This window comes from Sanguibacter gelidistatuariae, from assembly GCF_900096585.1.
GTDB classification, from domain to species: domain Bacteria; phylum Actinomycetota; class Actinomycetes; order Actinomycetales; family Cellulomonadaceae; genus Sanguibacter; species Sanguibacter gelidistatuariae.
The window spans coordinates 656,267-681,657 of the sequence record NZ_FMYH01000001.1; the positions used below are offsets into that span (position 1 = coordinate 656,267).

Here is a 25,391-nt window from a genome sequence, read left to right on the forward strand (position 1 = left end):
GGTTGGACCGGGCGATGTGAGCGGGCGGAGTGCCCGCGCGGGCTCGAGACGTTCGGGGGAACACATGATCGTCGGTACGTCCCAGGGGATGATCCCCGCGTCGATGTCGTCGCGGTACCGGCAGGGCTACGCGGTCGTCGACGTCGAGACGTCCGGCCTCTCGCCCGCCTCCCACCGCGTGCTGCAGGTGGCGATCTCGCAGATCGCACCGGATGGTTCGTCCGAGCGGACATGGTCGACACTGCTCGACCCGGGCTGCAACCCTGGACCCGTCCACATCCATGGCCTCACGCGCGAGCGCCTGGCCGGATCGCCGCAGTACGCCGACGTCGCCGCGGAGGTCGCGGACCTGGTCGACGGCAGGATCCTCGTCGCCCACAACGCCCAGTTCGACTGGAACTTCCTGGCGGCCGAGGCGAATCGGGGCAACGCCCCGTTGACGGTCGACTCCCGCCTCTGCACCATGGCGCTGACCCGCCGACTGGACCTTCCCCTGCCGAACCTCAAGCTCGAGTCGGTCGCCGCCTACTGGGGTGTGCCCCAGCTCGCCGCACACGACGCCGTCGATGACACCCGGGTCCTCGTCGAGGTGCTCCGCCACTCCCTGGTCGCCGCCGACCGACTTGGCCTCGCGCTTCCGCTGACACCCTGCGACGGACCGCCACCGGTCGTGTATCCGGCCGCGCCCGCGAGGCCGCCGTGCCGGTGGGTCTACGCGGGCCGCTGGACGCCGTCCACCCCGCTCGTCCAGGGGATGAAGGTCGTGTTCACCGGCGAGACCCGGATCCCGCGCGAGACCCTGACCGCCCGGGCCGCGGCGGCCGGTCTGGACGTCATGAGCTCGGCGAGCTCCCGGACGTCGGTCGTCGTCTGCCCCGACCCCGGATACCGAACGCGCAAGCTCGAGGCCGCGCGCAGCCACGGGACCCCGGTCGTCTCGGAGGAGGAGTTCCTGCGGCTCCTTGCCCAGGTCGCTCCCGGGACGGACAAGTCGGCTGCGTCGTCGCGCGCGACCATCTCCCGGTGCCCGACGCCGGCCGACACGGTTTCGCAGGTGCCCTCACCCCAGGAGGGGGTGCCATCTCTAGTTGCGCCGTCCCGGGTCGCGTCGCCGCACGTCGCACCACCCTCGGCCGCGCCAGTGCGGCGTGGTCCGTTGACCGGCCATCGGGTGCTCGTCCTGGGCGGACCGCACACGGATGCCGCCGCGCTCCGGACCCGAGTTGGGCTCGCGGGCGGTCAGGCCGCAGCGAACTTCACCTCGTCGGTGACTGACATCGTCGCTCTGGACGGGGCCGACGCCGATCCCCGGTGGCACCGTGGACGTGCCGTCGGACTGCAGTTCCTCGTACCTGAGACGCTGCTGCCTGTGCCGAGTCCCGCTCAGGCGGCCGGTGCGACGGGTCTCGGTGAGGCCGAGTCGTGGCCTGCCGAAGGCGCCTTGGGCACGGCGCGGGCCGGCATCGCAGCGGCCGTTCCTGAACCCGTGGTCCTGCCGCGAGGCGGCGTGGTGGATCTCCCGTCCGGTGACAGCTGGTCGCTGGGCGTGTGCTGGGCTGACGGCGCCGCGACCTACCCCGACGACGTCGCTGAGGTCGACGTCGTCGCCTTCGTGACTGACGACGGCGAGGAGGTCGGCGGAGACGACGACTTCGTCTTCTTCAATGCACCGACCCACCGCTCGGGCGCGGTTGCCCTCGAGCTGGACCTGCCCGGCGAAGTGCTCGTGACCATCCGCCCGGAGGCACTGCCGGCGGCCACCCGACGCGTCATCGTCGCGGCGACCGTCGCCGACGGGAAGGCATTCGGCGACATCGGGCCGATCGAGCTGACACTGCGCGACGACGACGGCGCCACGCTCGCCCGAGCCACCCTGGACGCCGCGACCGAGGAGCAGAGCCTGATCATCGCCACGCTCTACCAGCGAGGTGACAGGTGGCGCTTCCGCGCGGTCGGGCAGGGCTACGCCTCGGGTCTCGCCTCGTTGGCCGTCCGGCACGGCGTGGACATCGACGAGGACTGAGCCCAAAGAGCTCCCAGCCTCGCCGCCTCGCCGCCTCGCCGAACTCGTGAACCAGCCGCCGAACTCGTGAGCCACGGGGGTTCCCACCCGGGAAACGGGCCAGGCTCACGAGTTCGGCGAGCGGCTCACGAGTTCGGCGCCTTGGATGCGGGAACGCAAAAGGCCAGGTCCGAGTGAACTTCTCGGGCCTGGCCTGGCAATCTGGAGCGGATGACGGGAATCGAACCCGCGCTACGACCTTGGGAAGGTCGAGTTCTACCATTGAACTACATCCGCATGTCACAGGTACTGCGTAACCTGTGTGCGTAGATGATCATACCCATAGGACGGGAGCGTGCGAAGTGAGTACGACGCCAGGCTACGGAGAGACCCCACAGGGCTCCGATCCCGAACAGCCCGAGTGGTTGCGCAAGGCCTTCGACGGGCAGCCGTCCGGCAGCTCTCCCTATGGTGCTCCGCAGTACGGCCAGACTGACGACTCACCGTCGAGCCAGAACGGTTACCCCGGCGGCGGCCAGGGCCAGCACGCGGGCTTCCAGGGCCAGAACGCGGGTGGCCAGGGATACGCGGACCCCAACGCCTACCCGCCATCCGGCGGCTACCCCGCTCAGAACGGCTACCCCGCTCAGAACGGCTACCCCGCGCAGGGCGCGTACCCGCCGCCTGGTGGCTACCCCGCCCAGAACGGTTACCCCGCCCCCGGTGGCTACCCGCCTCCCGGCTCACCGTGGGCCCCCGTCGACCCGTACGCGAAGTCTCGCCTGGCCGCGGGCCTGCTCGGGATCTTCCTCGGGGCGTTCGGCATCCACCGCTTCTACCTCGGGTACACCGGCGTCGGCGTGGCGATGCTGCTCATGACCGTGCTGTCCCTCGGGATCTTGTCGATCGTCACGTCGATCTGGGGCCTGGTCGAGGGGATCCTCTACCTCACGGACAAGACCGGCAACTACTCCCGCGATGCGACCGGCCGCCCCCTCCGCGACTGACCGCGTGTCGCCGCCACCCCGCACCGCCACCCGGGACGACCCGCCCACCCCGCACCGCCCACGATCGGCTACCGTGGGCAGGTGCTGCTCTCCGACCGCGACATCCGCGAAGAACTCAACCTCGGCCGTGTTCGTCTCGAGCCTTACGAGCCGGAGATGATCCAGCCGTCGAGCATCGACGTCCGGCTGGACAAGTTCTTCCGGCTGTTCGACAACCACAAGTACCCCTTCATCGACCCGGCCGCCGAGCAGCCCGACCTCACCCGCAGCGTCGAGGCCGAGCCGGGCGACCCGTTCATCCTGCACCCGGGGGAGTTTGTGCTCGGCTCGACCTTCGAGGCCATCACCCTGCCCGACGACGTTGCCGCGCGTCTGGAGGGGAAGTCGTCCCTGGGTCGCCTCGGCCTGCTCACCCACTCCACGGCCGGGTTCATCGACCCCGGTTTCTCCGGGCACGTGACCCTCGAGCTGAGCAACGTGGCGACGCTGCCGATCCTGCTGTGGCCCGGGATGAAGATCGGACAGCTGTGCTTCTTCCGGCTGTCCTCCCCGGCCGAGCACCCCTACGGCTCCGAGCGGTACGGCTCGCGGTACCAGGGCCAGCGCGGCCCGACGGCGTCGCGCTCGTGGCAGAACTTCCATCGCACCGATATCTGAGCGCATGCCCACCGTCCCCGACGCCCTCGAGCTGACCCCGCTGCCGAGCGTGTCCGCGCTGCCGATCGCCGACCTCTACGCCCGCCACCTGCTGGGGGTGAGCGACGACGTCGAGCCGTCCGAGGTGGAGACGCTCGCGCTCGCCCGGTTCGCGGCCGCCGCATGGGAGGTCCCCCCGGTCGAAGAACGGACGGCCACCGGCGGGCGTCTGCTCCCCGGGATGCTGCGGATCTCACGCCACATCCTCCTCTCCGGCCCCTACGCCCCACTCGACGAGCACGGCTCCTCGCTCGGCTTCACCCCCGACGTCGAGATGGTGTATGACGTCGTGTGCCCGCGCGAGCGCGGCGCGGCGCCCCACCCGGGCGGAGACCAAGACGGCCTCGGCCGTGTCTTCGCCGACGCGCTGCCCGTCCGTGGGGAGTGGAGGGTCGCCTCGTGGCTGGTCGCGGTCGGACGCCGGCTCGGCGGGTCGCTGTTCTTCGAGGTGACACCTGGCGTGCGGTCCATGATGTCCCCGGACCCGGCGGTCTCGGTCGATCTGACCGTCTACTCCGACGTGTGGCTGGACCCGGCCGCGGCCGAGCGCGTGTGCCAGGACGCCCACGCCGGTGCCCGGTTGGCCAGCTCCGGGGAACCGTGGGGCGGACCGCCCCCCTCGACAGGGCTCGTCCCAGCGATCGAGAACTCGGATCTGACCCCCGACCAGCTGTATGCGCTCCACGCGCGCGCCGACGCCTTCGACATCGAGGCGCTGAGCACCCCGCAGACCCTGAGCAGCTACGGGGTCCAGGTGGACCTCGGCAAGGACGGCATCGTCTCGGTCGAGGTCGGCGGGATCGAGAAGCCCCCCGTCGTGCTGCGCGGGCTGGACTGGGCGGAACACGGCGCAGTGACCTACGAGGTGCGCTGGACCCCCGTCGATCTCGTCGACTGGCAGCGGGAGATCCCGTCCTTCGACCACCGCCTCGCCCGGACCCGTGCGACCGGGGTCGTGGCCCAGCTGGCCCGGGCGATCTTCGCCGCGGTCGGCGGCGAGGTCGCCGACCAGGACGACTTCCTGGTCGACCCCGAGGACGTCTAGCCCCGCTGCGGCCCGCCCGTCCCGGGGGGATCATGAATTCCATGTCGTGACCGGCCCTTGGCTGTTGATAAACTGCTGATCACACAACTTCACACGCTCGTCAGCCCTGCGTGTGCACCCATAGGTGCCGCCCTGGCCAGAACTGACCGACCACCGCCCCCAAACAGGACGGAGCGGACGTGCTTCTTTTGCTCGTTGCCCACGCTGTCTTGGCACTAGCCGCGCCCGCACTGGTCTCCTGGATGGGCCGCCGCGCGTTCCTGGTCATGGCCATCGCGCCGGCCTCCGCAGCGATCTATGCGCTCAGCTGGACCGGCCGCGTGATGAACGGTGAGCACCCGACCCAGGTGGTCGAGTGGATCCCCACGATCGGGCTCAGCCTCTCCTTCCGCATGGATACCCTGACGTGGCTCATGCTGCTGCTGGTCGGCGGCGTCGGCGCGCTCGTCCTCGTCTACTGCTCGGCCTACTTCGCGGCGTCCGCATCCGGGCTGCGCAAGTTCGGCGGCGTGCTCACCGCCTTCGCCGGCGCGATGGTCGGCCTGGTCACCGCGGACGACATGCTCTTGATGTTCATGTTCTGGGAGCTGACGACTGTCTTCTCCTACCTGCTCATCGGCCACTATCACGAGCGCAAGGCGAGCCGCCGGGCGGCCATGCAGGCGATCATCGTCACCACGGCGGGCGGCCTGGCGATGCTCGTCGGAGTCGTCATCCTCGGCCAGACCTCCACAACCGGCTACAGCCTCTCCGGCCTGCTCGCGAACCCACCGGAGGGCACCGCCGTCACCGCCGCGGTCGTCTGCCTGCTCGTGGGCGCGGCGTCGAAGGCCGCGCTCATCCCGACCCACTTCTGGCTGCCCGCGGCGATGGCCGCCCCGACCCCGGTCAGCGCGTACCTGCACGCCGCCGCGATGGTCAAGGCCGGCGTGTACCTCGTCGCCCGCTTCGCCCCCGCCTACTCCCACCTGTCCGTGTGGGTCACGATCGTCGTCGCGGCCGGATGCGGGACGCTGCTGCTCGGGGGATACCGCGCGCTTCGCCAGAACGACCTCAAACTCATCCTCGCCTACGGGACCGTGTCCCAGCTCGGCCTGATCGTGCTCCTGGTTGGCCTCGGTTCGCAGGCCGCGGCCCTCGCCGGGCTTGCGATGATCGGCGCGCACGCGATGTTCAAGGCGGCGCTCTTCCTCACGGTCGGCATCGTCGACGCCGCGACCGGCACGCGTGACCTGCGCCGCCTCACCGGGGTGGGCCGGGCCATGCCGCTGACCGCGGTCGCGGGCGTGCTCGCGACCGCGTCCATGATCGGCTTTCCCCCGCTTGCCGGATACGTCGCCAAGGAGGCAGCCCTCGAGGCGCTCGTGCACGACGGCGTCCCGGTCGGCCCGTCCTGGTTGGGCACCCTGGTCGTCGCGGCGGTCGCGGTCGGTTCTCTGCTCACGGTCGCCTATGGGCTCCGGTTCGTCTGGGGTGCCTTTGCCACCAAGAAGCTCCCGCCAGCCATCCCGATCGCGCCGTACACCGCGGAGGGGCACGTGGTCGAGACGACGATGATCGACCCGGCGCACATCAAGAGGCAGTCCCCGCTGCTCATCGGTCCCGCCCTGACCCTCGCCGTGCTCGGCCTGGTCACGGCCGCCGCCCCGAGCCTGGGGGAGAAGCTGCTCGCTCCGCACGCCGCGAGCTACGGCGTGGGCGAGCCGGGTCACCTGACACTGTGGGGCGGCGTCGGACCGGCGCTGCTGCTGACCGTCGCGATCCTCGGCCTGGGCGGGGTGCTGTTCTGGCAACGCCGCACGGTCGAGCGCTTCCAGGCCTCGCTGCCGCACCCGGTCGAGGCGGACCGCGTCTACCGCCGGTCCATGCGCCTGCTCGACGACTTTGCGGCCGACGTCACCGCCGTAACCCAGCGTGGCTCCCTTCCCTTCTACCTCGGCGCGATCCTCATCGTCCTGGTGATCGGGCCCGGCGGGGTCCTTCTCGCCCAGACGTCCCTACCGGAGAAGGTCCGGCTCTGGGACAACGCCGCGCAGGTGGCCCCGGTCATCATCATCGTCGTGGCCTCGATCCTCGCCGCGCGCTCCCGACGGCGGCTCAAGGCCGTCCTGATCATGGGCTTCGCCGGATACTCGGTCGCCTTCCTCTTCCTCCTGCACGGCGCCCCGGACCTCGCGCTGACCCAGGTGCTCGTGGAGACCGTGACCCTTGTGGTCATGGTCCTCGTGCTGCGTCGCCTCCCGCCGTACTTCTCCGACCGCCCCCTGGCGATGAGCCGGTGGGTCCGGCTCGGCATCGCGGTCGCGGTCGGCATCGTGGTCATGGGGCTTGCGCTGATCATCCCGGGCGCGCGGATGCACGAGGCAGTCTCGGCGAACTTCCCGGAGGAGGCCTACAAGTTCGGCGGCGGCAAGAACATCGTCAACGTCACGCTTGTCGACATCCGCGCCTGGGACACGATGGGGGAGATCTCGGTCCTGCTCGTCGCGGCGACCGGCGTCGCCTCCCTCGTCTTCCTCAGCCGCCGCGGCGGGGAGATCTTCCGTGCGCAGAACGTCATCGACGACACGTCGAAGACGTACCGCGTGTGGGCCGCCCAGACCGAGGCCGACGCCCCGGCCGGGGTCCCCGCCTTCTACAAAGAGCGTTTCACCGCCCGTGCGGCCACGGCCGGACTGTCCACCGCAGCGGAGATATCAGCCGCCGCGGTCGCGGCAGCCTCGGCCGAGAAGCAGGCCGCACCCCAGCGCCAGCGGGTGTGGCTGCCCGCCGGCAAGACCCTCGCGCCGCTGCGCCGCTCGGTGATCTTCGAGGTGGTCACCCGGCTGCTCTTCCACTCGATGATCATCTTCGCTGTGTTCCTGCTCTTCTCCGGGCACAACGCACCCGGAGGCGGCTTCGCGGCCGGGATCGTCGTCGGCATCGCGCTGATCGTCCGCTACCTCGCGGGCGGGCGGTACGAGCTCGGCGAGGCGCTCCCGGTGCAGCCGGGTGTCCTGCTCGGGACGGGACTCTTCCTCTCCGCCGGGGTCGGGCTCGGTGCGCTGATCCTCGGGGGTGAGGTGCTGCAGAGCGTCATCGTGCAGTTCGACCTGCCGGCCTTCGGCCAGGTCAAGCTGGTCACCTCGCTGTTCTTCGACCTCGGGGTGTTCCTCGTGGTCATCGGGCTGATCCTGGACATCCTGCGTTCGCTCGGCGCCGAGATCGACCGGCAGATCGACATTGCGCTCCCGGAGAGCTCGCTCTTCGCCGCGGTCACGAAGGGCGGCGGCACGACGGCGCCTGCCACGGCCATGCCGACCAGCACGACGCCGGCCGCTCCCACGACACCCGGCGCCGGCGAAGGGAGCCAACCGTGATCGACATGAGCCCCAACATCGTCCTCGTGGTCGCCATCGGCGCCCTGTTCATCACCGGCGTGTATCTGCTCCTCGAGCGCAGCCTGACGCGGGTGCTGATCGGGTTCATCCTCATCGGCAACGGGGCGAACCTGCTCTTCCTCGTCGCCGGTGGACGGGCCGGTGGCCCGCCGATCATCGGGCAGACGCCCGTGGAGGACATGAGCGATCCGCTGCCGCAGGCGATGGTGCTCACCGCGATCGTCATCACGCTCGCCCTGACCGCCTTCATCCTCGCCATGGCCTACCGCTCGTGGCAGCTGCACGGCCACGACGAGGTCCAGGACGACCTCGAAGACCGCCGCATCGTGCGCCTCGCGGCAAAGAACGCCCCGACGTACAACGACACCGACTCGATCGAGGACTCAGAGACCATTGACGAACAGGCAGCCGAGGCTCGTGACGAGACCGGGAACGGTGTCGCGTGAGTGAGTTCACCTGGCTCGTGCCGCTGCCCGTCGTCATGCCCCTGTTCGCCGCGGGGCTGACCCTTGCCCTGTACCGGCACCCGCGCGCCCAGCGGATCATCTCCGTCGTCGCGCTGTCCCTCATGGTGGTGGCCGGCGTCGGCCTGCTGGTCCTGGCGGACTCAGGCCCGGTCATCGTCGACATCGGTGGCTGGGCGGCCCCGGTGGGCATCGACCTGGTCGCCGATCGACTCTCCTCGCTCATGCTCACCGTGTCCAGCACGGTCCTGCTCTGCGTGCTCCTGTACTCCCTCGGCCAGGGCGTGACCGACGGCGACGAGGCCGCGCCGGTCTCGATCTACCACCCGACGTACCTCGTGCTGGCGGCCGGTGTCTCGAACGCCTTCCTCGCCGGTGACCTCTTCAACCTCTACGTCGGCTTCGAGATCCTGCTCGCGGCGAGCTACGTGCTGCTCACCCTGGGCGGGACGGGGGAGCGGATCCGTGCCGGGTCCATCTACGTCGTGGTCGCGCTGCTGTCGTCACTGATCTTCCTCGTGGCGATCGCGATGATCTACGCGGCCACCGGCACCGTGAACCTGGCCCAGCTCGCCCAACGCCTGCCCGAGATCGACCCGGGCGTGAGGCTGGTGCTCCAGCTGCTCCTGCTGCTGGCCTTCGGGATCAAGGCCGCCATCTTCCCGCTCTCGGCGTGGCTGCCGGACTCCTACCCGACCGCGCCAGCCCCCGTCACGGCCGTGTTCGCGGGCCTGCTGACCAAGGTCGGCGTGTACGCGATCATGCGGACGCAGACGTTGCTGTTCACCGACGGGCGGCTGGACACCCTGCTCATGTGGCTCGCGCTGGCCACGATGGTGATCGGGATCCTGGGTGCGGTCGCGCAGAACGACATCAAACGTCTGCTCTCCTTCACCCTGGTCAGCCACATCGGCTACATGATCTTCGGCATCGCCCTGGCCTCCAAGGCCGGGCTGGGCGCCTCGATCTTCTACGTCGCCCACCACATCACCGTCCAGACGACGTTGTTCCTCGTCGTCGGGCTCATCGAGCGCAGAGGCGGCACGACGTCGCTCGAACGCCTGGGCGGGCTGGCCAAGCTCGCGCCCGGGCTGGCGATCTTGTTCTTCATCCCGGCGATGAACCTCGCCGGCATCCCACCGCTGTCCGGCTTCCTCGGCAAGGTCGGCCTGCTCGAGGCGGGGGTCGCCCAGGGCACGCCGCTCGCCTACACCCTGGTCATCGGCAGCGTCGTCACCTCGTTGCTCACCCTGTATGCGATCGTCAAGGCCTGGAACAAGGCGTTCTGGCAGACGCCGCCCGAGGCGCTCCCCGAGGCACTCCTGCCCGGGACGATGGTCGGCCCGACGGCGGCCCTGGTCGGCCTGGGCCTGCTGCTCACCGCGGTCTCCGGCCCGCTCTACGCCTATGCCGACCGGGCGGCCGGGACGATGATGGAACCTTCGAACTACATCGACGCGGTGCTCGACTCGACCGGCCGGGGGCAGGGCGACTCGACGCTGACCACGGACGGCACCTCGCCCGCCGACGATCCCACGTCCACCGACGACGCGACCCAGGGAGGCGACTCATGACGTTCCACCGCCGACGGGCCAAGCTCGCCGCGCAGTGGCCCACGATCCTGTGGCTCGCCGTCGTGTGGGTGCTGCTCTGGGGCGACATGAGCTGGGGCAACATCGTGGCCGGCATCATCATCGCGGTGATTGTCACCGTCGTGATGCCGCTGCCGCCCATCGCCTTCCACGGCCGGGTCCGCCCGCTCGGCGTCCTGGCGCTGTTCGTGCGTTTCGCGGCCGACCTGGTGGTCGCCTCGATCCAGGTGAGCATGCAGGCGTTCAACTTCGGCCACACCCCGCGCGGCGCGGTCGTGGGTGTCCGCCTACGCAGCTCCTCCGACCTGTACCTGACACTCGTGGCCGAGCTCAGCACGTTGGTCCCGGGGTCTCTGGTGATCGAGGCGCACCGGCTCACCGGGATGCTCTACCTCCACGTCCTCGACCTGGAGAGCTACGGCGGCGTCGACAAGGTCCGTGACGACGTCCACGCCCTGGAGGCGCGGGTGCTGCGTGCACTGGCCTCGGACGAGGAGCTCGCGCTGGCCGGGGTGGCACGGACGCGACGCGGACAGGCTGCCCTCGACGCTCAGCGGGCGCTCGAGGCCCATGGCGCACTCGACGTACACGACCGCACGACGAAGGAGCCGTCATGATCTTCGTCGCGATCGTCTGCGCTGCCCTGCTGATGGGTGCGGCCGTCCTGGCCCTCATCCGTGCCGAACGTGGGCCGAGCATGCTCGACCGCACGGTCGCGCTCGACGTGTTCGTCACGGCCCTGGTGGGTGGGGTGGTCCTGGAGTCTGCGATGACGGGGCGGACGGACACGTTGCCCCTCCTCGTGGTGCTGTCCCTGGTCGGCTTCGTCGGATCGGTCACGATCGCTCGCTTCGCCTCGGCAGAGCCCAAGGGCGAGGGCCGGGTGCGCAGCGCCGAGGAGATCGCCCTCGAGGAGGCCATCCGGGAGGGCAGGGAGGTCGACACGTCCATAGTGGCCCCTGCGGCGCGGGACTTCCATGAACCCAAGTACCCCAGCGGTCCGCGCACCGGCGTGGACCAGGACCCGCAGGAGAAGGCAGGGGAGCGATGAGCTGGACGACGGTTGCTGATGTGGCCGCGGGGATCTGCCTCGTGTCCGGTGCGTTCCTCGCCTTCGCGGCCGGCGTCGGCGTGCTCCGGTTCCCGGACCTACTGGCCCGCATGCACGCCGGCACCAAGCCGCAGGTGCTGGGGCTCATCTTGCTGCTCACGGGTGAGGCGCTGCGGGTGCGCAACATGCAGGTCGTCGGCATGCTCGTGCTCATCGCGATCTTCCAGCTGCTCACTGCTCCGGTGGCCGCGCACATGGTCGGCAGGGCCGGTTACCGCACGGGCAAGGTTCGCAGCGACTTGCTCGTCGTCGACGAGCTCACCGCCGACCACTTCCAGTCCGCGGTCCCCACCCCGCGCCCCGAGGCCGACCACGGCCTCGACAACCCCGCCCCCCGCAAAGACTGATGCCCAGCCCCTCCGCCCCGTCCGCTCCCGCCCCGTCCGCCGAACTCGTAAACGGTTCGCCGAGCTCGTGAACTAGGCCGGTTTCCCCGCCAGCTCGGCCTGTGGCTCACGAGTTCGGCGACTGATTCACGAGCTCGGCCGGGGGACGGACCGGGCGGGAGTCGGACCGGTCGGGAGTCGGACCGGGCGGGGGCGGACCAGGGCGCTCCCGACTTTGCCCGGCGCAGGATCCCGATCCGATCCACATGTTTCGGCCGGTGACCCGCGATGCGCGCACGTGTGGCCCGTCGCCTGAGCGACGGGCCACACGTGTCTACGGGGTGTTCTCTGGGTCAGAGCGTCACGGCTGCTGGCCCCATTGTGGGGGCTGCTGGTCGCCGGACTGCGCGGGCGGTCCCCAGGCCTGTCCGGGCTGAGCGGCCTGACCGGGCTGGCCCGCCTGACCTGGCTGCTGACCGGGCTGGCCCGCTTGGCCGGGCTGCTGCCCATACTGCTGACCAGGCTGTTGTCCGTACTGGCTGGGTGCCTGGCCATACTGCTGACCGGGCTGACCGGGCTGACCGGGCTGACCGGGCTGGCCGTACTGCTGGCCCCACGGCTGCTGCGCGCCGGGCTGGCCCGGACCCTGCTGGTAGGAGTCCCACGCCTGTGGCGCACCGGGAGCTCCGGGGCCACCCTGACCGCCGTTGTTGCGGCCCCGGAGCGCGAGCCAGACGACCAGTCCGATGATCACGAGGGCGCCGACGCCGATGCCGCTCCACAGGATCCAGTTCACGCCGTCGGAGTCGTCGGCCGTGTCAGCGTCGGCCTTGTCGGTGGCCGCATCTGTGGCGCTGTCCGTCGCGTCGTCCGCTGCATCTGTCGTCGCGTCGTCGCTGGGAGCGGACCCGCCGGACCCGCTCGCCTCGCCGCGGGCGTCGAGGGTGAGGAGCTCGCCGTAGGTCGCGACCCACGTCACGGTGTTGCCGCTGACCTCGCCGTTGGACTCGAGGACCTCACCGGGGAAGGTGACGCTGAACTGGATGTCCATCGAGTCCGCGATGTCGGCCCCGCCCATGCCCGAGCTGTCGAGCTCGTCCTCGGTGAGGTCCAGCTCGCCAGAGACGACGAACTCGTCGCCTTCGCGCGTGATCGTCATCCCGGATCCGGAGGTCTCGCTCAGCGGAGTGTTGTCGAAGACGAACTCTTGACCGGTGTAGCCGTCCTGCTTGTAGGGGAGGGTCGTGACCTCGGATGGCATGTCCGTGGCGAGGGAGTCCGCCGCCTGGCCCCACAGCTCGTCGGCGGTCATCCCGGCCGCCTCGGCGGCCTCGTCCGAGATCGCCATGATCATCGAGCCGTCGATCGTGTCGTCCTCGTTGATGACGAACGCCGTGTGCATCCGCATGCAGCCGCTCAGCGTGAGGGCCAGCACCGCACCCGCCGCGATCGCTGTGGCTCTTTTCATCGTTCCGCGCGTTCGTCCCACTGTGTAAGCCTTTCGTCCCCGGGGCCCGCTGGCCTCTCCGGCAGGTCCTTCTACCGAACCCTCGCACGGTGGGACCAGGGAAGTCTCGCACCAGAGCGGGTGAGGGTACTTCTCCCCACCTGGCTGACCCGCAGCCCGCGGGCAGTCTCTGTCTGTCAGTCGGTCGCGACGTGCTCCGCGAGCCAGCCGAAGACCTCGGCAAAGAAGGCCGACCGGGCAGGCTCGGGTGAGAGCGTGAGGTCGTGGGCGCCACCAGGGATCACTGCGACGGTCACGTCGTTGCCCAAGCCCGGTGCGCGGGCCTGGATCTGGGCGACGTCGAGCACGCTGTCCGTCGTGGTGATGGCGTCGTGCCAGTTCTTCGCGTCGCCGGAGGCGTCGGAGGTGAGCACGAGGACGGGGCAGCGGATCGAGAGGCCGTGGGCGATCCGGGCGTGGCCGCGGCGGATGGCCCGGAACCAGCCGGCCCGGACCGGGAAACCCTCGTGCGGCTTGAGGGCGAGGTCGTAGTCCCACTCCCCGCCGGTCGCCGAGTGCAGCGCCCGGCCGTAGTGAGGGGCGAGCGAGCCGACCTGCACACGCGGCGCCAACGGGCCGAGGATGTCGATGATCGGTGTGACGACGGTGCGCGTGAACCAGGGCTCGTTGAGGTCGAACCAGGGGCTGTTGAGCACGAGGGCATCGATCACCGGGTCGGCGCCGGGCTGGGTCCGGGCGTCGGCCCACAGGCTCGCGACCAGCCCACCCGTGGAGTGCCCGACGACGATGAGCTCGTCGTGATGCTCCTCGGCGCGGATGATCCGGGCGGCCTTGTCGAGCTCTTCTGCGTAGGCGGACAACCGGGTGACGTAGTTCGGGGTGTGGTGAGGTCGCAGGGACCGACCGTACTTGCGCAGATCGATCGCATAGAAGTCGTAGCCGTGCGCCTCGAAGGCGTCAGCCATGTGGGTCTGGAAGAAGTAGTCCACGAAGCCGTGGACATAGAGGACGGCCTTCCGGGTGGACGGGCGGCCGGAGCGTCGCACGAGGGTCGCGACCACCTCGCCCTCCTCATCGGGTGCCAGGTGGAGGATGCGGGCCACCCAGTCGTTGCCGAGGATGTCAGGCTCCCAGGCGATCTCGGGTGCAGACGGGTGGTGAGCATCCATGGGGGTGGCTCCAGACGGCGTAGCTGCAAGCACGCGGGAAGCGTGCGAATCCAGTGTGCCGGGTCCGGCCGACACCGTGCCACCTGGTTGGGGCTCGGGGCCGCCCAGCAGGGTTACGACAAGTGGCCCGTCGCATGCGACGGGCCACTCGGCTTGCGGTCACAGGCCCCTATGGGCCGCGCTTTGGCTGGGACTACTGGGGCTGGCCCCACTGAGGAGGCTCAGGCGGCTGGGGCTGACCGGGCTGGGGGGCCTGCGGCTGCCCCCACTGCTGACCCGGCTGGGGTGCCTGGCCTGGCTGCTGGGGCTGACCCCACTGCTGTGTCTGGTCCGGCTGGCCCCACGGCTGCTGCCCCTGCTGCGGTGCCTGCTGACCGGGCTGACCCGGCTGGCCCCACGGCTGCTGCCCCTGCTGCGGCGCGCCCGGTGCCTGCTGGCCCGGCTGTCCGGGCTGGCCCGGCTGCCCTGGGTATCCCCAGGGCTGGGATGCGCCGTAGGCGCCGGGGGCGCCCGGCCCGCCGTTGTTGCGGTTGCGCAGGATGAGCCAGACGACCACACCGATGATCACGAGCGCGCCGACCCCGAGGCCGACCCACAGGATCCAGCCAGCGCCGCCGTCGTCCTTCGCGGCCTTGGTGGAGGCCTTCGGCGTCGGCTTGTCGGTTGCCTTGTCCGTCGCCTTGTCGCTGGCTCCGTCCGTCGCCTCGTCCGTTGCCTCGTCGGTGGGCAGCGTTGATCCGCCCGAGAGGCCAGAGGAGGCGGTGTAGTCGAGGTCGGAGGAGCCGTTGCCCGTCCACTCCACGGTGTAGTCGTTGACCAGCGTCCCGTTGTAGTCGGTCACCGGGTCGGGGAAGGTCACCGTCGTGGTGAGCACGATGGCATCGGTCTGCTCAGGCGTGAAGCTCGAGGTCACCAGCGTGATGGGGTACTGAAGGTCGAAGTGCAGGCCGTCGGAGTCCGTGCTGACGACCCCGCGTCCGAACATCCCGACGTCGTCCCCGGGGATGTCGTAGCCGGTGATCTCGACCCCGGCGAAGCCGTCCTCCCGGTAGTCGGTGACCATGAAGTCTTCGATGCCGGGCTGCTCCGCGAACTGATCGGTCATGAGGGCGATGAACGAGTCGGCGGTCTGACCGGCCGTCGCCAGGTCGGTCTCCGATGCCGCCATGACGAGGTTCATGTCGTAGGTGCCGTCGTCGTACACGGCGATGTCCGTGGTGACCTTGCCGCAGCCGGCGAGCGCCATCACGAACAGGGCTGCCCCCGCAATCCAGGCCAGTGGTTTCCTACGCATTCGTGTCTCCTCAGTGTGCCGGGCGTGAGCCCGGTGGTGTAGATCTTCCGCCAGCACTGTTTCACAGTCGATCCACTAAAGTCCTGCCGCTAAGGGGGGAAGGGGAGTTCTCCCCACCCGTTCCCGCGCGTCACTGAAGCCGCCTGTGCGCCGCAGATCGACTGCTCGGATCTCAGGTTGGCCGTCGGGCGAGGCGACGGCCAGGCGACGGCCAGGCGACGGCCAGGACCCGCGGGACCTAAGACCTATCTCCGTCCGAGCCACCATATGTAGTGTTGCAGTCCCGATATAAGCACTACATATGCCAGTCGGGCGTCCGTGGCGACGATCTGGCACACCATCGTCTTCGGCACACCATCGTCCTCAAGGAGCCATGCACTTGTGAAGAACACGTCTTCCACCACGTCTTCCACCACGCCGACCCCAGGCGCAGCGCTCGCCGGGATGATGGTCGCCAAGCGTGACGGCCGTCGGCTCGAGTTCGACGACTCGAGGATCTACGCGGCGCTGGCCAAGGCATTCGTCGACGTGCACGGCGACCTCGACCCGCTCACGCACCGAGCCCTGGCCGGACTCGTGGCGCGGATCAGCAAAGAGATCGGCGAACGCTTCACGGTCGACGTAAAGATCTACGAGATCCAGAACGTCGTCGAGCACGTGCTGCTGGACAGCAAGGAGTACGACGTCGCCGAGGCCTACATCAGCTACCGGACCCAGCGGGACTTCGCCCGGAGCAAGGCCACCGATATCGACCACTCCATCCTCAAGCTCATCGGCAAGGACCAGGCGGTCGTCAACGAGAACGCCAACAAAGACAGCGACGTCTTCAACACCCAGCGGGACCTCACGGCCGGCGCCGTGGGCAAGGCCATCGGCCTGAAGATGCTCCCCTCCCACGTGGCGAACGCGCACCAGAAGGGCGACATCCACTATCACGATCTGGACTATCACCCCTATGCGCCGATGACGAACTGCTGCCTGATCGACTTCCAGACGATGCTCAGCCAGGGCTTCCGGATCGGCAACGCCGAGGTCGAACCCCCGCGCTCGATCCAGACCGCGACCGCACAGATCGCCCAGATCATTGCCAACGTCGCCTCGAGCCAGTACGGCGGGTGCTCGGCCAACCGCATCGACGAGCTTCTGGCGCCCTACGCGCGCAAGAACTTCGACAAGCACCTCGTCGACGCCCGGCGGTGGATCTCTGAGGAGTCCGCGCACCGCGAGTACGCCGAGGAGAAGACCCGCAAAGACATATACGACGCGATGCAGAGCCTCGAGTACGAGATCAACACCCTCTTCACCTCCAACGGCCAGACGCCGTTCACGTCGCTGGGCTTCGGCCTGGGCACCGACTGGTTCGAGCGTGAGGTCCAGAAGGCGATCCTCGCCATCCGCATCGGCGGTCTCGGCAGCGAGAAGCGGACGGCGATCTTCCCCAAGCTCATCTTCACGCTGCGGCGGGGGCTCAACCTCGACCCGACCGACCCGAACTACGACATCAAGGAGCTCGCGCTCGAGTGCGCGACCAAGCGGATGTACCCCGACGTCCTCAACTACGACAAGCTCGTCGAGCTCACGGGCAGCTTCAAGGTCCCGATGGGCTGCCGCTCCTTCCTGCAGGGATGGCAGGACGCCGACGGCAACGACGTCTCCGAGGGTCGGATGAACCTTGGTGTGGTGACCCTCAACCTGCCACGGATCGCGCTCGAGGCGGCGGGAAGCAAGGAGAAGTTCTGGACCATCCTCGACGAACGGCTGAGCACGACGCGTGACGCGCTGCTCTACCGGATCGAGCGCTGCGCGGAGGCGACCGCGGCGAACGCGCCGATCCTCTATATCTTCGGTGCCTTCGGGCAACGTCTGGCCCTCACCGACCCCGTGACCACCCTCTTCAAGGACGGGCGCGCCACGGTCTCGCTCGGCTACATCGGTCTCTATGAGGCGGCGGCCGCCTTCTACGGCGGAGCCTGGGAGGGTGACCCCGAGGCCAAGGAGTTCACGCTCGAGATCCTCCGCGAGCTCCAGCGCAGCGCGGCGGCCTGGACCCGTGAGCACAGCTACCAGTTCTCGGTCTACGCGACGCCGAGCGAGTCCCTCACGGATCGCTTCTGCCGGCTGGACAAAGCGAAGTTCGGGTCGGTCGCCGACATCACCGACAAGGACTACTACACGAACTCCTTCCACTACGACGTGCGCAAGAACCCCACGCCCTTCGAGAAGCTCGACTTCGAGATGGACTACCCCCAGTACTCCTCGGGCGGATTCATCCACTACTGCGAGTACCCGATCCTCCAGCAGAACCCGGCCGCCCTCGGTGCGGTGTGGGACTACGCATACGACCGGGTCGGCTACCTGGGCACCAACACCCCGATCGACCGGTGCTACGAATGCGGGTACACGGGCGACTTCGACGCCACCGCCCGCGGCTTCGAGTGCCCCGAGTGCGGCAACGCCAACCCCGCGACCTGCGACGTCGTCAAGCGGACCTGTGGGTACCTGGGCAATCCCCAGGCGCGCCCGATGGTGCACGGACGCCACAGTGAGATTGCCTCCCGGGTCAAGCACATGCCCGGTGCCGTGGGCAGTCCCGCAGGCAGCAATGCTGTGCCCGACGCCGGCAGCGCGGCCGGGAGCGCCGGCGTCGGGCAGGCCGGGCGTGCCTGACCCGCGTCCGGGACAGTGGCTCTCGGAGAAGCTCAGCCAGCATCGCGTCGCCGACTACAAGCCCGACGTCTTCGTCGACGGCGAGGGAGTGCGGTGCAGCCTCTACGTGAGCGGCTGCCCCTTCGCCTGTGTGGGCTGCTTCAACGAGGCAGTCTGGAGCTTTCGCTACGGCCAGCCCTACACCCGTGAGCTCGAAGACCGGATCGTGGCGGACCTGTCCAAGGACTACGTCCAGGGGCTCACGCTGCTCGGTGGTGAGCCGTTCCTCAACACCGAGGTCTGCTTGTCCCTGGTCGCCCGGGTCCGCGCCGAGCTCGGCGACAGCAAGGACGTGTGGTCGTGGACCGGGTACACCTTCGAGGAGCTCCTGCTCGAAAGCCCGGACAAGCTCGCGCTGCTCGACGAGGTCGACATCCTCGTCGACGGCCGCTTCGAGCTGACCTTGCGGGACCCGGGCCTGCAGTTCCGGGGCAGCCGCAACCAGCGGGTGCTGGACGTCAAACGGTCCTTGAACGCCGGTGAGGCGGTCGTATGGGCGAAGAGCCGCGACAGCGAGCAGTCCTACGAGCAGATCGAGAGGCGCGCGCTGATCTAGAACCGGGCGAGGTCCAGGGGAGGGTGCAGCGCCCCGGGTTGCGTAGAAAGTACGGTGGCGAGACAGAGTTGAGTGGAATACGCTCAAGTTTGAGCATGTTGGCGACAGTAGACATCGGCTCGAACGTCACACGGAGGACCCATGGATCTGAACCTCACCACCCTCGCCCAGGAAGCGCTCGCCGGGGCCGTCCAGGGCGCGACCGCCGCTGGCAACCCCCAGGTGGAGCCCGTCCACCTGCTCGACACCCTGCTCGCCCAGCAGTCCGGCACCACGCCCGGCCTGCTCAAGGAGGCCGGCGTCGACGCCCAGGCGATCGGCGCCGCGACCCGCCGCGCCCTCGTGGCGCTGCCCGCGGTCTCCGGCTCCGCCGTCGTGAAACCCACCCTGTCGCCCGCGATGTCCGCAGTCCTGCAGCGCGCCCGCAAGGAGCAGTCGGACCTCGAGGACGACTTCATCTCGACCGAGCACCTGCTGCTCGGCCTGGCTGCCGCGCCGTCCCCGGCCGCCGACATCCTCAAGAACGCTGGCGCGACCCGCGACGTGCTCGCCGTAGCGGTCCCCGTCGTGCGTGGGGGCAAGCGCGTGACCAGCGCCAACCCGGAGGGCACCTACGAGGCGCTGGGCAAGTACGGCGTCGACCTCACGGAGGCGGCTCGCGAGGGCAAGCTCGACCCGGTCATCGGGCGCGACGCCGAGATCCGCCGGGTGGTCCAGGTGCTCAGCCGCCGGACGAAGAACAACCCCGTGCTCATCGGTGACCCCGGCGTCGGCAAGACTGCCGTCGTGGAGGGCCTCGCCCAGCGGATCGTCGCCGGCGACGTGCCCGACTCGCTCAAGGGCAAGCGGCTGATCTCCCTCGACCTGGCGGCCATGGTCGCCGGCGCGAAGTACCGCGGCGAGTTCGAGGAGCGCTTCAAGGCGGTCCTGGAGGAGATCAAGGGGTCCGAGGGCGAGGTCGTCACCTTCATCGACGAGCTGCACACGGTCGTGGGTGCCGGCGCCGGCGGCGAGGGCGCGATGGACGCGGGCAACATGCTCAAGCCCATGCTCGCGCGCGGCGAGCTGCGCCTGGTCGGGGCGACCACCCTCGACGAGTACCGCGAGTACATCGAGAAGGACCCCGCGCTCGAGCGCCGCTTCCAGCAAGTATTTGTGGGCGAACCGTCGGTCGAGGACACCGTCGCGATCCTGCGCGGGCTGAAGTCCCGCTATGAGGCGCACCACCGGGTGACCATCTCCGACGCCGCGCTCGTCGCGGCCGCCTCCCTCTCCGACCGCTACATCACCGGCCGCAAGCTGCCCGACAAGGCCATCGACCTGATCGACGAGGCCGCCTCCCGGCTCCGGATGGAGATGGACTCCTCACCGACCGAGATCGACGAGCTCCAGCGCGCGGTCACGCGCCTGGAGATGGAGGAGCTCGCCCTGGAGAAGTCCGACGACGAGGCCACGCGCGCGCGCCTCGGTGTGCTGCGGGCCAACCTTGCCGACCGCAAGGAGGAGCTCGCCGCGCTCAACGCCCGCTGGGCCGCCGAGAAGGGCGGCTTCAACCGGGTCGGTGAGTTGCGCGAGCAGCTCGCCGACCTCGACGCACGCGCCGCCCGCGCCGAGCGGGACGCGGACCTGGAGACGGCGTCGCGCATCCGCTACGGGGAGATCCCGGCCCTGGAGCGCGAGCTGGCAGATGCCGAGCGCGCGGAGAGCTCCGAGAACGCCGCCGACGCTGGCGACCGACCCGCACCGCTCGTGGGGGACAAGGTCGACGCGGACGAGATCGCCGAGGTCGTCTCGGCCTGGACGGGGATCCCGGCCGGCCGGATGCTCCAGGGCGAGAGCGAGAAGCTGCTGTCCATGGAGAAGGTCATCGGTGAGCGGCTGATCGGGCAGAAGGCCGCCGTGGCGACCGTGGCCGACGCCGTCCGGCGCGCCCGGGCCGGGGTCTCCGACCCCAACCGGCCCACCGGCTCGTTCCTCTTCCTCGGCCCGACCGGGGTTGGCAAGACCGAGCTCGCCAAGGCGCTCGCGGACTTCCTGTTCGACGACGAGCGCGCCATGGTGCGCATCGACATGTCCGAGTACGCCGAGAAGCACTCGGTGGCCCGCCTCGTCGGCGCGCCCCCGGGCTACGTCGGCTACGAAGAGGGCGGCCAGCTCACCGAGGCCGTGCGTCGTCGGCCGTATTCGGTTGTGCTCTTCGACGAGGTCGAGAAGGCCCACCCGGAGGTCTTCGACATCCTGCTCCAGGTGCTCGACGACGGCCGCCTCACCGACGGCCAGGGTCGTACAGTCGACTTCCGCAACGTCATCCTCGTGCTGACGTCGAACCTCGGGTCGCAGTTCCTCGTCGACCCGCTGCTCGACGCGGGGGCCAAGCGCGCCGCGGTCATGCAGGCCGTGCGGGAGGCGTTCAAGCCGGAGTTCCTCAACCGGCTCGACGACGTGGTTCTCTTCGACCCGCTCGACCTCGACGAGCTCGGCTACATCGTCGACATCCAGGTGACCGAGCTCGGTCAGCGGCTGGCCGACCGCCGGCTGGTCCTGGAGGTCACGGACGCGGCCCGGGAGTGGCTGGCGATCGAAGGCTTCGACCCGGCGTACGGCGCGCGTCCGCTGCGCCGCCTGGTCCAGCGCGAGATCGGCGACCGGCTCGCCCGCAAGATCCTCGCGGGGGAGATCGCCGACGGCGACCACGTCGTGGTCGACCGTCCGCTCGACGAGGCCGACGGCGCGGTCCCGGCCCAGGGGCTCACGCTCGAGGTTCGCGCCTGACCCCATGACAGCAGGGCCCACCGCCTCGGCGGTGGGCCCTGTTTTGTCGCGGGGCGCAGGCCCGGCGGTGCGGTGGTCACGGCGCGGAGGGGGGGAACCGCGCCGTGACCAGTTCTGGGGGCTCTCGGAGCCGTGGGGCTAGTAGGTGAACGCGGCCATGCGCATGCGCAGGTCGCCGGAGAGGCGAGCCAGCTCCTCGACCGAGGTGCTCATCTGCCCGACCACCTCGGAGGCCGTGCCGGCTGCCAATGCGACGCCGGTGATGTTGCTCGCGATCTCGCCCGAGCCGGTCGCGGCCTCGGTCACCGAGCGGGACATCTCGTTCGTGGTTGCGGTCTGCTCCTCCACAGCCGAGGCGATCGTCATCTGGTAGTCGTTGATCGAGGCGATGATGTCGGAGATCTCAGCGATCGCATCGACCGCCCCGGACGTCTCCTGCTGGATCGCCTCGACCCGGCGGGCGATGTCCTCGGTCGCCTTCGCGGTCTCCTGGGCCAGCTCCTTGACCTCGCCGGCGACGACGGCGAAGCCCTTGCCAGCCTCGCCGGCCCGGGCGGCTTCGATCGTGGCGTTGAGGGCGAGCAGGTTGGTCTGCTCGGCGATGTTCGTGATGACCTTGACGACGTTGCCGATCTCCTGGCTCGAGGCACCGAGCTTGGTGACGGTCTCGTTGGTCGAGGCAGCCATGACCGTGGCGCGGGCCGCGACCTTCGCGGCGTCGTTGGCGTTCTGGGCGATCTCACGGATCGAGGCGCCCATCTCCTCCGCGCCGGCGGCGACGGTCTGCACGTTGCGTGAGACCTGCTCGGCGGCGGCGGCGACCACGCCGGCCTGCGCGCTGGTCTCCTCGGACCCGGCGGCGACCTGGGTGTTCGCGGCGGCGAGCTCCTCGGCTGCTGCTGCGACGGTTCCGGCGGTCTCTGTCACCCCGGCCAGGGTTTCGGTGAGGTTGATCTGCGCGGAGGTCAGGGCGTGCGCCATCTGACCGATCTCGTCCCCGTTGGTGTTGTCGACGCGGACGGTGAGGTCCCCGGAAGCCAGGGCGTCCAGGGCGGCCCTCACGGCGTTGACCTGGCGACGCATGATGTTCGCGATCGCCACGCCGACGACGACCGCGAGCACGACGCCGGCCGCGGCGAGGGCGATGAGCAGGATGGTGGCGTTCCTCGCGCGGGAGTCGGCGTCGGAGGAGACCTTCTCCAGCAGCGCCGTCACGTCGTCGGAGACGGCTCTGAGGCCGCCGATCATCGCGTCACCGGCGACGGCCCCCTCTTTGACACGGACCTCTTGGAAGAGGTCGAAGTCGCCTGCCAGTGCAGCGGGAATGAGCTTGGTGCGCTGGAGGTCGACGTACTTCTCCCATCCAGTCCCCAGCGCCTCCCAGGACTCGGGCATCTCCCCGGCGGCAGCCAGATACACGGCGCCGAACGAGTCGGAAACCTTGTCCACCAGCGCCAGCGCCTCCTCGACCTTCGCGGCCTGACCGGGGCGGTCCGCCTCGTCGAAGGTGGCACCCATCTGGGTAGCGGCGTTGCGCGCCACCCAGACGGTGTCCTTGAGGTCTGAGAGCGCACCGCTGACTTCGGTCTGCGTCTTTGCCATCTCGGTCGTGGCGGCGTTGAGGGTGGTCATCGACCCGGCGCCCATAGCTGTCAGGCCCACCGAGACTAGAGCGCCGAGAGCGACGATTGCGAGGACCTTGGTCCTGATGGACCAGTCGGCGAAGCGAACTCTCGACCGCCGACCTTGTCGATCGGTTCCTCGGCCAGCTGACGGTAGTGCACTCATGCGAACTTCTCCCTCAAGAAATCGTGATGTCGACCCCCTATCGAACGGTCGCGGTCCGCCGTGACGCTTTCTGACAAAGTTCACCCGCCGTGCGGGTCAAGTCGGTCATAGCGCCGGGTCGGCTTGCACGTCCCGGGCGCTCTCGGGAGCCACGCGGACACACGAACGGGGCCGGGCGCGGCTCGATGCACGCGTCTGGCCCCGTCCAGGGCTCGATCAGATCAGCCGAGGAGGCTTCCGGTCAGCTTGCCGTCCGGGCTTGCGGCGATGCACAGGCCCTTGCGGTCGCCTTCGCCCCAGGAGTCCTCGCTCGGGGTCCACACGAGGAAGTCGAGGGCCTCCGGCGCGGTGTCGGAGGTGATCGACTTCCCGGGGCAGATCGCCGTGGTCTGCTCGATGACCTTGGCATCACCGGGGAACTTCTCACCGGAAAACTTCTTGGCCGCGACCACCTGGGCGTCGTGGGCGTCTGCGCACGGGACGACGGTCACTTCGGCGATCGATTCGCCCGTTGGCAGTGACAGCAGGCAGTTGCCCACGGTGAGCTCACGTGAGTGCGCGGTGGTCTTGGCGTCGACGTCCTTGGGCAGCGACTCGACGTCAGAGGACGACAGCAGGAAGTACGCCGCGACGGCGAGACTGACGACAACGACGGCGGCGATCACGGAGACGACGATGATCACGGTCTTGTTCCGGGAGCCTGCCGCAGGCGGCTGCGCGCCCCATGGGCCGGGCTGACCGGGCTGGGCGTACTGACCGGGCTGGCCCTGATGCGGGTACTGACCTGGCTGACCCGGCTGGGCGTACTGACCGGGCTGGCCCTGCTGGGCGTACTGATTTGGCTGACCCGGCTGGGCATACTGGCCCGGCTGCCCCTGCTGGGGATATTGACCGGGCTGGCCTGGCTGCTGGGACCGCCCCCACTGCTGACCGGGCTGGCTGGGCGGGGCGTACTGTCCGGGCTGCGCGTACTGCCCCTGCTGTCCCTGCTGTCCCGGCTGTCCCTGCTGAGGAGCTGCCCACGGCTGCGCCGACGCGGGCTGGCCGTACTGACCAGGGGCTGCGGGCTGTGCGCCCCACTGAGCAGGCGGACCGGGAACCGCTCGTGGCTGACCGGGCTGGCCAGGCTGAGCGTACTGTCCGGGCTGCTGCGGCTGTCCAGGGTTCTCCGGGTCGACAGGGCCGGGCGGAGGAGGAGGGACTGAGGTCACGGGGCGCTACCGCCTTCGATCTGCGTCCGGAGAGTGGACGGGTGGATTGTCGTGTCTGAAGACTAGCGCCGCTTCTGTGTGCGGGGGCTCCTCGCTCAGTGCGCTGGGGCGACTGTGTCGTCGCCTGAGCTGCCGGTCACCTTGCCGTACTTGGACTCGGCGAAGCACCACGTCTCGGTGTAGCCCTCGTCCCACAGGTCCTCGGGCGGGACGAGAGGGACCGGGCGCAGATAGGAGAGGGCAGAGTCGGGGAGGGTGTCGAAGTACTTTGTGCAGGCCGCGGTGCCCTCCTGGAAGCTGGACCCCGAACCGGGGTACACGCCGTCGGGCCCGCTCTGCACGGGCACCATGGTGAGCAACTCCCAGTTGTGCGGCTGATCGCACGGCACAACCGTGACCCTGCCCGCGCCGAAGTGCCCGAAGTTCGCGCAGTGGCCCGGGTTGAGGGAGGTGAAGTAGATCTCGGCCGGCTCGGTGACCTGCGCCGGATCTGCGAAGCGATCGCTGCGGTCGCTCAGCTGCACCGCCCACACGACGAACCACACGGCCGCGGCCCACAGCGCCGTCACCAGGACGCCGACGACGATGCCCGCGACGGCCTGGCCCGTGCCGCGCTGGCGCACTCCCGCACGGGCGGCCCGCGAGATCTGCACCAGCGCCGCGACCCCGAGGACTGCGCCGAGGGGCGCGGTAAGCCCGAACATCGCGAAGGGAGTCGCCAGGGCTGCGACGGCGAGCCCGTTGCGCGGGCGGGACGCAGGCGTGCCCGCCTCGCCCGGCCGTGCCGTCATCTCAGCGACCATC

General features: G+C 69.6%; 20 protein-coding genes and 1 tRNA gene. 14 read left to right on the forward strand and 7 right to left on the reverse strand.

Annotated elements, in window-relative coordinates:
- Positions 1-64 precede the first annotated feature (64 nt).
- Positions 65-2,023, forward strand: coding sequence for a TerD family protein (locus BLQ50_RS02940; protein WP_217629081.1), 1,959 nt, complete (start codon positions 65-67; stop codon positions 2,021-2,023).
- 202 nt (positions 2,024-2,225) lie between these two features.
- On the opposite strand, the gene BLQ50_RS02945 is transcribed toward BLQ50_RS02940, so the two are convergent.
- Positions 2,226-2,299: transfer RNA gene (locus tag BLQ50_RS02945), tRNA-Gly, on the reverse strand.
- Positions 2,300-2,364: 65 nt separating this feature from the next.
- Here BLQ50_RS02945 and BLQ50_RS18935 point away from each other — a divergent pair.
- From BLQ50_RS18935 to mnhG, 9 genes are all read left to right on the forward strand, one after another.
- A complete protein-coding gene (locus BLQ50_RS18935; RefSeq protein ID WP_139185701.1) occupies positions 2,365-3,009 on the forward strand; it encodes a TM2 domain-containing protein in 645 nt (214 codons plus the stop codon).
- An 81-nt stretch (positions 3,010-3,090) separates the two neighbouring features.
- Positions 3,091-3,666: a dCTP deaminase gene (gene dcd, locus BLQ50_RS02955; RefSeq protein ID WP_093181079.1), complete on the forward strand. Its 576-nt coding sequence runs from the start codon at positions 3,091-3,093 to the stop codon at positions 3,664-3,666.
- A 4-nt stretch (positions 3,667-3,670) separates the two neighbouring features.
- Positions 3,671-4,750 carry a hypothetical protein gene (locus tag BLQ50_RS02960; protein ID WP_245700847.1) on the forward strand — a complete coding sequence of 360 codons (1,080 nt, stop codon included), beginning with the start codon at positions 3,671-3,673 and terminating at the stop codon, positions 4,748-4,750.
- A 179-nt stretch (positions 4,751-4,929) separates the two neighbouring features.
- Positions 4,930-8,109 (forward strand): Na+/H+ antiporter subunit A, encoded by a 3,180-nt coding sequence (locus BLQ50_RS02965; RefSeq protein WP_093181081.1) that lies wholly within the window; start codon positions 4,930-4,932, stop codon positions 8,107-8,109.
- A 5-nt stretch (positions 8,110-8,114) separates the two neighbouring features.
- The gene (locus BLQ50_RS02970; RefSeq protein ID WP_093181661.1) at positions 8,115-8,576 is read left to right on the forward strand and encodes a Na(+)/H(+) antiporter subunit C; all 462 of its coding nucleotides are present in this window, start codon (positions 8,115-8,117) and stop codon (positions 8,574-8,576) included.
- Positions 8,573-10,168, forward strand: coding sequence for a Na+/H+ antiporter subunit D (locus BLQ50_RS02975; protein WP_245700848.1), 1,596 nt, complete (start codon positions 8,573-8,575; stop codon positions 10,166-10,168). The genes BLQ50_RS02970 and BLQ50_RS02975 overlap by 4 nt, the downstream gene beginning before the upstream one ends.
- Positions 10,165-10,803 (forward strand): Na+/H+ antiporter subunit E, encoded by a 639-nt coding sequence (locus BLQ50_RS02980; RefSeq protein WP_093181083.1) that lies wholly within the window; start codon positions 10,165-10,167, stop codon positions 10,801-10,803. Before BLQ50_RS02975 ends, BLQ50_RS02980 begins: the two co-directional genes overlap by 4 nt.
- Positions 10,800-11,237, forward strand: coding sequence for an MrpF/PhaF family protein (locus tag BLQ50_RS02985; RefSeq protein ID WP_093181084.1), 438 nt, complete (start codon positions 10,800-10,802; stop codon positions 11,235-11,237). Before BLQ50_RS02980 ends, BLQ50_RS02985 begins: the two co-directional genes overlap by 4 nt.
- The gene (gene mnhG, locus BLQ50_RS02990) at positions 11,234-11,644 is read left to right on the forward strand and encodes a monovalent cation/H(+) antiporter subunit G (RefSeq protein ID WP_093181085.1); all 411 of its coding nucleotides are present in this window, start codon (positions 11,234-11,236) and stop codon (positions 11,642-11,644) included. The genes BLQ50_RS02985 and mnhG overlap by 4 nt, the downstream gene beginning before the upstream one ends.
- 340 nt (positions 11,645-11,984) lie before the next feature.
- Here the strand turns inward: mnhG and BLQ50_RS18515 are convergent, their stop codons facing one another.
- The 3 genes from BLQ50_RS18515 to BLQ50_RS18520 all read right to left on the reverse strand — a co-directional run bounded on the left by BLQ50_RS18515 (position 11,985) and on the right by BLQ50_RS18520 (position 15,554).
- Positions 11,985-13,091 carry an LppM family (lipo)protein gene (locus BLQ50_RS18515; protein ID WP_175558990.1) on the reverse strand — a complete coding sequence of 369 codons (1,107 nt, stop codon included), beginning with the start codon at positions 13,089-13,091 and terminating at the stop codon, positions 11,985-11,987.
- 176 nt (positions 13,092-13,267) lie between these two features.
- On the reverse strand, positions 13,268-14,260 hold the full coding sequence (locus tag BLQ50_RS03000) for an alpha/beta hydrolase (RefSeq protein WP_093181087.1): 993 nt from the start codon (positions 14,258-14,260) through the stop codon (positions 13,268-13,270).
- Positions 14,261-14,453: 193 nt separating this feature from the next.
- Complete coding sequence (locus tag BLQ50_RS18520) at positions 14,454-15,554, reverse strand: LppM family (lipo)protein (protein ID WP_175558991.1); 1,101 nt, start codon at positions 15,552-15,554, stop codon at positions 14,454-14,456.
- A 381-nt stretch (positions 15,555-15,935) separates the two neighbouring features.
- On the opposite strand from BLQ50_RS18520, the gene nrdD reads away from it, so the two are divergent.
- The 3 genes from nrdD to clpB all read left to right on the forward strand — a co-directional run bounded on the left by nrdD (position 15,936) and on the right by clpB (position 21,588).
- Positions 15,936-18,221 (forward strand): anaerobic ribonucleoside-triphosphate reductase, encoded by a 2,286-nt coding sequence (nrdD, locus tag BLQ50_RS03010; RefSeq protein ID WP_245700849.1) that lies wholly within the window; start codon positions 15,936-15,938, stop codon positions 18,219-18,221.
- Positions 18,214-18,816: an anaerobic ribonucleoside-triphosphate reductase activating protein gene (gene nrdG, locus BLQ50_RS03015; RefSeq protein WP_093181088.1), complete on the forward strand. Its 603-nt coding sequence runs from the start codon at positions 18,214-18,216 to the stop codon at positions 18,814-18,816. Before nrdD ends, nrdG begins: the two co-directional genes overlap by 8 nt.
- Before the next feature lie 141 nt (positions 18,817-18,957).
- Complete coding sequence (gene clpB / locus BLQ50_RS03020) at positions 18,958-21,588, forward strand: ATP-dependent chaperone ClpB (protein WP_093181090.1); 2,631 nt, start codon at positions 18,958-18,960, stop codon at positions 21,586-21,588.
- 138 nt (positions 21,589-21,726) lie between these two features.
- Here the strand turns inward: clpB and BLQ50_RS03025 are convergent, their stop codons facing one another.
- Both BLQ50_RS03025 and BLQ50_RS18525 read right to left on the reverse strand, forming a co-directional pair.
- Positions 21,727-23,376, reverse strand: coding sequence for a methyl-accepting chemotaxis protein (locus BLQ50_RS03025; RefSeq protein WP_093181091.1), 1,650 nt, complete (start codon positions 23,374-23,376; stop codon positions 21,727-21,729).
- Between the two features lie 221 nt (positions 23,377-23,597).
- The gene (locus tag BLQ50_RS18525) at positions 23,598-24,059 is read right to left on the reverse strand and encodes a septum formation family protein (RefSeq protein WP_175558992.1); all 462 of its coding nucleotides are present in this window, start codon (positions 24,057-24,059) and stop codon (positions 23,598-23,600) included.
- 87 nt (positions 24,060-24,146) lie between these two features.
- Between BLQ50_RS18525 and BLQ50_RS18530 the strand changes: the two genes are divergently transcribed.
- Positions 24,147-24,581 (forward strand): hypothetical protein, encoded by a 435-nt coding sequence (locus BLQ50_RS18530; protein ID WP_175558993.1) that lies wholly within the window; start codon positions 24,147-24,149, stop codon positions 24,579-24,581.
- A 101-nt stretch (positions 24,582-24,682) separates the two neighbouring features.
- Here the strand turns inward: BLQ50_RS18530 and BLQ50_RS03035 are convergent, their stop codons facing one another.
- On the reverse strand, positions 24,683-25,378 hold the full coding sequence (locus BLQ50_RS03035) for a DUF4190 domain-containing protein (RefSeq protein ID WP_175558994.1): 696 nt from the start codon (positions 25,376-25,378) through the stop codon (positions 24,683-24,685).
- Positions 25,379-25,391 lie beyond the last annotated feature (13 nt).

Bases quoted from the DNA above. Each gene is read 5' to 3' on its own strand.
- BLQ50_RS02940 (WP_217629081.1), top strand. From the start codon at position 65: ATGATCGTCGGTACGTCCCAGGGGATGATCCCCGCGTCGATGTCGTCG.
- BLQ50_RS02980 (WP_093181083.1), top strand. From the start codon at position 10,165: ATGACGTTCCACCGCCGACGGGCCAAGCTCGCCGCGCAGTGGCCCACG.
- BLQ50_RS18530 (WP_175558993.1), top strand. From the start codon at position 24,147: ATGCGGGTACTGACCTGGCTGACCCGGCTGGGCGTACTGACCGGGCTG.
- BLQ50_RS03000 (WP_093181087.1), bottom strand. From the start codon at position 14,260: ATGGATGCTCACCACCCGTCTGCACCCGAGATCGCCTGGGAGCCTGAC.
- BLQ50_RS18520 (WP_175558991.1), bottom strand. From the start codon at position 15,554: ATGCGTAGGAAACCACTGGCCTGGATTGCGGGGGCAGCCCTGTTCGTG.
- clpB (WP_093181090.1), top strand. From the start codon at position 18,958: ATGGATCTGAACCTCACCACCCTCGCCCAGGAAGCGCTCGCCGGGGCC.
- BLQ50_RS02960 (WP_245700847.1), top strand. From the start codon at position 3,671: ATGCCCACCGTCCCCGACGCCCTCGAGCTGACCCCGCTGCCGAGCGTG.
- BLQ50_RS18515 (WP_175558990.1), bottom strand. From the start codon at position 13,091: ATGAAAAGAGCCACAGCGATCGCGGCGGGTGCGGTGCTGGCCCTCACG.
- BLQ50_RS03035 (WP_175558994.1), bottom strand. From the start codon at position 25,378: ATGACGGCACGGCCGGGCGAGGCGGGCACGCCTGCGTCCCGCCCGCGC.
- BLQ50_RS02970 (WP_093181661.1), top strand. From the start codon at position 8,115: ATGAGCCCCAACATCGTCCTCGTGGTCGCCATCGGCGCCCTGTTCATC.
- BLQ50_RS03025 (WP_093181091.1), bottom strand. From the start codon at position 23,376: ATGAGTGCACTACCGTCAGCTGGCCGAGGAACCGATCGACAAGGTCGG.
- BLQ50_RS02985 (WP_093181084.1), top strand. From the start codon at position 10,800: ATGATCTTCGTCGCGATCGTCTGCGCTGCCCTGCTGATGGGTGCGGCC.
- mnhG (WP_093181085.1), top strand. From the start codon at position 11,234: ATGAGCTGGACGACGGTTGCTGATGTGGCCGCGGGGATCTGCCTCGTG.